Consider the following 6,413-nt stretch of genomic DNA (forward strand, 5'->3'; position numbering starts at 1 on the left):
GTCAAAACGGATGGTTCCTGTAGACAACGCCGTAAAAGTTGCTGCACGTAAAGTGGTAGCCGTAACACTAACTTCATCCCCTACACGAAAATAACTTTGCCCCCTGTTTACCGACGCCCATAACTCCCAGCTTCCTTTTTCATCGACTCCGTACAATGCATACTTCAGTGTAACCGTTACCGTGCCTTTTACTTCCACATCGAAATTCATGCCCGCCATGCCCGTATTACGGATACGCAAAGCCTGCTCACCGGTTTTATGGTCTTCCTCCAAAGAACCGGTCACGGCATCTTTAAATTTCCAGACACCGCTGGACAAGTCCACTTCACTATTATTATAATTGGTTTTGGAACCGGATTCAAAATCCTCCGCCAGCAATGGAGTGGCTGCCCGCGGCTTGCTATTTTTTTTGTGAGATGTTTTCCGGGTGGGCTGTTTCCCTTTATCAACTTTATCACCGGCGATTTTCCGGGAACAGGTAGTCACCGCAAATCCAGCGATGAGTAGTATAACGACAACGGCTAAACTATTGAATCCTTGATTCTTCTTTTTCTTCTTTGGCATAGTATGAAACAAACGCCCGCGAAGATAATGGAAAAAGAAGAAAGCGGATTTTTGTCTTACTCAGGATTATACTGATTTAGATGATTTTCCAGATTTTTGTTTTTATGATTTTGGTAGATTAAAAAAGATTTTGGTAGATATGAGCGACAGTTATCCGCTAATATCTACCAAAATCTTTTTTAATCCTGTAAAACAAAAATCTGGAAAATCATCTAAATCAGTATAATCCTGAGTAAGACAAAAAACCGCTTCATTCATTCGCGACAGTAGCTTTTTGCTTTACGCCTTCCGCTTTCCGCTAATAAAACAACTGCGACAATACGTTGGTAGCATCATTCGTCTTGGGTTTCAGCCCCAAAAACTTAGTATACTGACTCAACGTCATTAAAGTTTTTAACTTCGAAAATCCACCCTTCTGCAACGCGCCGAATTTCGACGTATAGTCAGTGGGGTTAGTTTGCTGCAACGGCATAATAGTCGACTTCTTTTTCATAAAATCAGTCAGTACACTTTGTACTTTCGGCTGCTGAGCATCAGTCAGTGACAACGCCGGCGTGAGCTTACCTAAAATACTGTTAGCAATGCCGCCGGCATCGAATGAGGAGCCTTGTACACCGCCTGCCGTCTTTTTCGCCTGGTCAAGTATGCTTTGCGCCTGTGTGGTGGCGATACCCATAAAACAAACACATGAAATTGCAAGAAAGATACGCTTCATGATGGAGGGGAATTTAATTGTGGATAATGGATTTCATGACTCTCCTCTAAATATAACGAAATACTACCAAAAAGACCATTGGCCGGATCTAACAAACAATTGGCCCAAAAACACATATCAGCCACAAGATAGGTTCGTACTTTTGTTTCCTCAAATCACAACGGCGGTGTCTGCGCAACAAATACACGGAAAGAATCAATAGAAAGGCTTGAAAGCAGGACTAAAACGCAGCCGGAACACGAAATAGAAAAGGTCTCCTTCATTCCCTCAGACCGTCACAATCCGGCATTGGCACAGCAGCCGGTGCTGTGATGAGAAGACGCTACCCGGAAGTGCTCTTGCGGTACGGGAAGGCACCGAGGTAATTATAAATAATTGCGTACACGCCAGCTATCGTGATAAACTGAACGATTATTTTTCCAATGCCTGTAAAATGGAGGTAAAACACTTCCTCTTTTATAGGAGGCCCTTAGCTGGCATGCCCGCTTTACGTTAAACGGAACTATGTTTAGAACCAATCCTGTGTAGTTTGATAGTGTGTAAATAGAGTGATGATAAAGAAGCCGGTTCTCCCTGGAGGACCGGCTCTCTTTTTTTATTAACATCCAATCACCGGGTGGCCCCGCTGATCATATATTTCCATACACCAATAAACTCCGTTCCTACTGTAGAACCATGTTTATCAGCCTTATTAATATCTGTGACCAGTATATTGCGGATAGAATGTACCGGCGCATTCGGCTGTACCATCGTGGTATCCGTTACCGCACGATGATTAATCGCCGCCACATCTGCTACCTGGTACTGATAATTAAAAGGATCCTGCGTATGCAGGAATGCATAATACCTGTTTACCGGTGTTCGCCCATTCTCCCACTGCCAATGTGCAGGCGCATTAAAATATTGCAGATAATCCTGCGGACCGGAAAACATTAATACGCCCCGCAATTTGAAACGCTTCCCAAAATAAGCAGCATGACCAGCCCCCTGCGAGTGTCCCGCAGTAATGATCTTATCCCAGCACGGTTGCCCATTCTTCACAAACGCTCCCCACGCAGCATCTTTCTTCGCCAGGTATTGCAGCAGCTTCGTTAAACGATTCACGAGACTATTCACCGAATCTACCTCCACCCTGTCACTCACCGGTGATCCAAACACAATTTCCTGCCGGAAGTTATCAAAACAGGTACTGTCTTCACTCTTGGAGCAAACCGTGGTGATCACATTATTCACATAATCCAACGTCACCACATAATAGCCCATAGTAGCAAAACAACTATCAAAAGTCCGGAAATGAATGGCACTACCGCCTGTACCCGGTATCATCACCAACAACTGATGATGATTATCTTTGCCGGCAGGCTTTGCCACCAGGTGCGGCGAATGAATGGTGCTCAGCCCGGAACCGGTTGCTTCCGGGGGCACAGATTGCAGCACTACCTGTGCACGAACGGCAACAGACGACAACAGGACTGCAAAAAACAAAAGAGGTGCTCTTAATACCAACATGTTAAAAATGTAAATGAGTTCCTTCAAGATACAATTTTTGACTTCTTTAACATAACGCCTATACGTTAAAATGATAAAAAGGATATTAATTGCTTAAATTAGTAACATGATACCCTGGACAGAAATATTAATGCGATTAGCCCTGGCTGCGGTTTTTGGCGGCATCATAGGACTGGAAAGAGAACGTAAGGATTGGGCCGCCGGCCTCAGAACACATATGATGGTTTCCGTAGGTGCTGCACTGACGATGATGGTATCTGCTTATGGATTTTCAGAAGTACTGGGTACGCCCAATGTAGTACTCGATCCATCCAGAATAGCCGCACAGGTCATCAGTGGCATTGGATTCATCGGTGCAGGCACTATCCTGTTTCTCAAAGAAGGCGTGGTAAGAGGACTCACCACAGCAGCCGGCTTATGGACAGTAGCAGCGATCGGATTGGCTACCGGCGGCGGCATGTACTTTGCCGCATTTATAGCCACTTCCATCGCGATCATTATCTTATGGTTATTGCAACCGGTAGAGAAAAAATTTCTTTCTAAATTTGAACAGAAAACCATTCGCATTATTACCCTCGAAAGGGCTAAATCGATAGAAGTAGTAGATAAACTATTTCAGACAACGGCCCTCAATATTTCCTCCTGCAACATTGAACAAAACGATAGCCTCTTTTTTATCACCGTTCGCTTCCGAAGCATGGATAAAGCCATTGTAGGCAAACTCATTGCCGACATACAAACCGATGCCGGCGTGAAAGAAGTATCCTGGAACAGCTAACCTAGCGAATCAACGTCACCACGCCCTTTACCAACTGTGTAGTACCATCCAGAAACTCTACGGTAGCAAAGTAAACATAGCTGCCCATCGGCGCAGGCTGACCGTTCACATATCCATCCCATCCATAACTTCTGTCGTTGGCAGGCGTATTATGCGCTTCAAAAACTCTGTTCCCTAAACGATTGTAAATATTGAAATCCTTCAGTTGCTTTATATCCCAGCTGCCAATCACATAAAACCAATCGTTCTGCCCATCTCCATTGGGTGTAAAGGCATTCGGCATCGACACGCCAAAATTGGTGGAGGTTTTAATATATACCGCAGCAGTATCCGTGCAGTAATACTGATTTGTAGCCATCACTGTATAACGCATGGAAGAGGTAGCGCTGGCCAGCGGCCATGCGCAGGTAGTACAAGATAGCCCAATGGCGGGCGTCCAGGCATAAGATACCGCCGGACCACCCTCTACAAGCGCATGCAAATTCACGGCGGCGGGTCTGGGCAATTCGATCAGCGAAGGCTGCAGGCTCACCGTAAAAGGTGTATATGCTAGATTTGCCTGGTTATTGGTATAATTCGTTTCTTCTACTACAAAATTCGTTTGCCTGTTTACGATCGCTGCTATTTCAGTGCTACCGGGCGCAGAAAGCACCGTCGTGAAATTGCGGCATACACCTTCCGTCACCGGTGTATGAAATAAAGGTGCGAGTTCTTTGGTTTGCTCGCTGGTTGGATCACCATTATAAAAAGAAACCGGTACCCCCGCATGAATGCTGTCATACCCATTGGCGGTGCAGATCCTGAACGTCACCAGGATATGATCATTATCATAACATTCCGTTTTCAACAGGTTAATACTAAAATCCGGTGGGAAAATGCGTACATACTGCTGATCCTTTATCACACAGCCATATTTATTCGTAAGCTGTACACCCACAAAGGCACTGTCTTTCATGGCTGCCTGCGGCTCCGAACAGGAATAACAGTTCAGCGTATAGGCGTTATCGTTTTGCCACAAAATATCTTTAGGCGTAAAGTCGCTCACCTGATAATACAAAGGGAAATCTGCTTTCCTAAATACAGTGGTATCCTGTGGAAACACCGATACTACTGGCTTTTTATATTGCCAGCGCATCGTGTTATTATCCTGATCTGCTTCATTTAATCCCGTTTCGGGCGGATGTATTATACGATCCTTGTTCACGATGGCATACACATCACCGGTGGTGGTTTGCTTAATATAATTTCCGTAATCTGCACAGGCCCCCGTACTCTGCAATGGTGTAGCAAACCCTTTGCCCAGCAATAGCGCTGCCGGATCCGCTGGCGACCTGTCGTAAAATGCGACGGTTAATTGAGCCGGAATATTCCCTTTGGTATATAAATTACATAGGGAGAAGTCAATATGCAAACTATCCCCTTTGGCACAATCCACGTTCTTCATCGTCACCGTATAATCATCTACCACCGGAATATGCACCGTGGCCGTGGTACTGTCGTAGCAGGCATATTTAGTATACGCCATTACCTTCACGGTGGTTACTGTATCCTTTCTGTAAGCGGCTGTGAAGGTAGATTCCAGGCAGTCCACACAGCTCAGATAATCACTGGTCCATTTGGCACTTTCTACGGTACCATTCGTTCCTTCCGGCTTCAACACTACCTGTTGTTCAGGCGTAAGCGTATAGTCCGCCGGACTTAAAGCCACCTTAAATTTAAAGCCATGCTTAAAGCTGATATTATTGTTGTAATTACTTTCTTCCACTGATGTATTCGGGAGTGATAATGGTAAAGTAGAACCATCATCATTCAACACTACGCCCAGACTATCTATACCGGCACGGCCAGCATCCACGGTGTTGTACAACCAGGAAGACAAACACTTTCCTTTCACCTCTTCCGGTAATGGCCAGGTTCCTAACTTTTTTGTACCAGGTTTACGGGGATCACCATCGTAAAAAGACACCGGTGTATTTTTCGGAATAGCCTGGTAGCCGGTGTTATTGATATACCAGGTTACACGCACCTGGGTTTGCTGATAGCATTCTATTTTGGTTACATACACCACACCATCCGCGGTAGGATCATCTACAACAATTTTTACTGCATTGGAAGTATCAAAACAATGACCATCAGTAACGGCTAAACGAACCTTGTAATTGGCAGGTATCTTAAATACATATTTCAGTTGTTCATCTGTGCTGATGACCTGCTCCATCATTCCTTTATCATTGCTCATCAGCCAGCTCCAGCTGGTGCCATTACGGGAACGGTTAGTAAAATATACGCTGTCCAGTTCAATCCCGTCTTTGGAAGCAATTTTTCTTTTGCTGGGCCAGAAGCGGGATACCACACCACAACTCACAGATATCACATCATTGGTGGAAGCAGCGCAGCTGGTAACGGTATTGGTTACACGAAGTTTGATTTCGTAATTTTTTTTCTGGGTAACCGTTAGCTGCAGCGTAGCCCCGTTACCGCTGGGGACATCATCCACCAACCATTGGTAAGCATTTCCACCAATGCCACTACTGGTAAAAGTTACTACGTCGCCTACTACGGGATACTCGATATCACGGGTAAAAGCCGCGACAATATTTTCTGTGCAGGGTTCATTACAGACAGTGCTCGCCAGCATACCGGGTAAAGCCACATCAATAAAGTTATGCATACGCTCCGCCTGACCTGGGGTAAAGGAGAGGATACAACCAGTACCCTGTCCGTAGTCCATAAAGTTATCCGGAAGGTCTGGTACATCTATGGTGAAACCGGATAAGGTATCGGTGCTGCAGGAATTTTGTGGGATACTGCAGGCATAACCACCAGTAATCGTTTTTTCGGGAGGGG

The 6,413-nt window shown here is 45.2% G+C and carries 4 protein-coding genes and 1 pseudogene; 1 reads left to right on the forward strand and 4 read right to left on the reverse strand.

What is annotated here, in order from left to right; translation table 11 throughout:
• The 3 genes and pseudogenes from VIP81_RS21210 to VIP81_RS21220 form a co-directional block, all read right to left on the reverse strand.
• Window positions 1-564, reverse strand: a pseudogene (locus tag VIP81_RS21210) (hypothetical protein); the annotation flags it as partial.
• A gap of 298 nt (window positions 565-862) precedes the next feature.
• A complete protein-coding gene (locus tag VIP81_RS21215) occupies window positions 863-1,240 on the reverse strand; it encodes a hypothetical protein (protein WP_331965951.1) in 378 nt (125 codons plus the stop codon).
• A 648-nt stretch (window positions 1,241-1,888) separates the two neighbouring features.
• A complete protein-coding gene (locus tag VIP81_RS21220; protein ID WP_331965954.1) occupies window positions 1,889-2,788 on the reverse strand; it encodes a BPSS1187 family protein in 900 nt (299 codons plus the stop codon).
• A gap of 106 nt (window positions 2,789-2,894) precedes the next feature.
• Between VIP81_RS21220 and VIP81_RS21225 the strand changes: the two genes are divergently transcribed.
• Window positions 2,895-3,566, forward strand: coding sequence for an MgtC/SapB family protein (locus VIP81_RS21225; RefSeq protein WP_331965957.1), 672 nt, complete (start codon window positions 2,895-2,897; stop codon window positions 3,564-3,566).
• A 1-nt stretch (window position 3,567) separates the two neighbouring features.
• On the opposite strand, the gene VIP81_RS21230 is transcribed toward VIP81_RS21225, so the two are convergent.
• Window positions 3,568-6,413, reverse strand: a 2,846-nt coding sequence (locus VIP81_RS21230) for a gliding motility-associated C-terminal domain-containing protein (protein WP_331965960.1), incomplete at its 5' end; no start/stop codon positions are given.

The organism is Chitinophaga sp. (genome assembly GCF_036566945.1).
In the GTDB taxonomy this organism is placed as follows: domain Bacteria; phylum Bacteroidota; class Bacteroidia; order Chitinophagales; family Chitinophagaceae; genus Chitinophaga.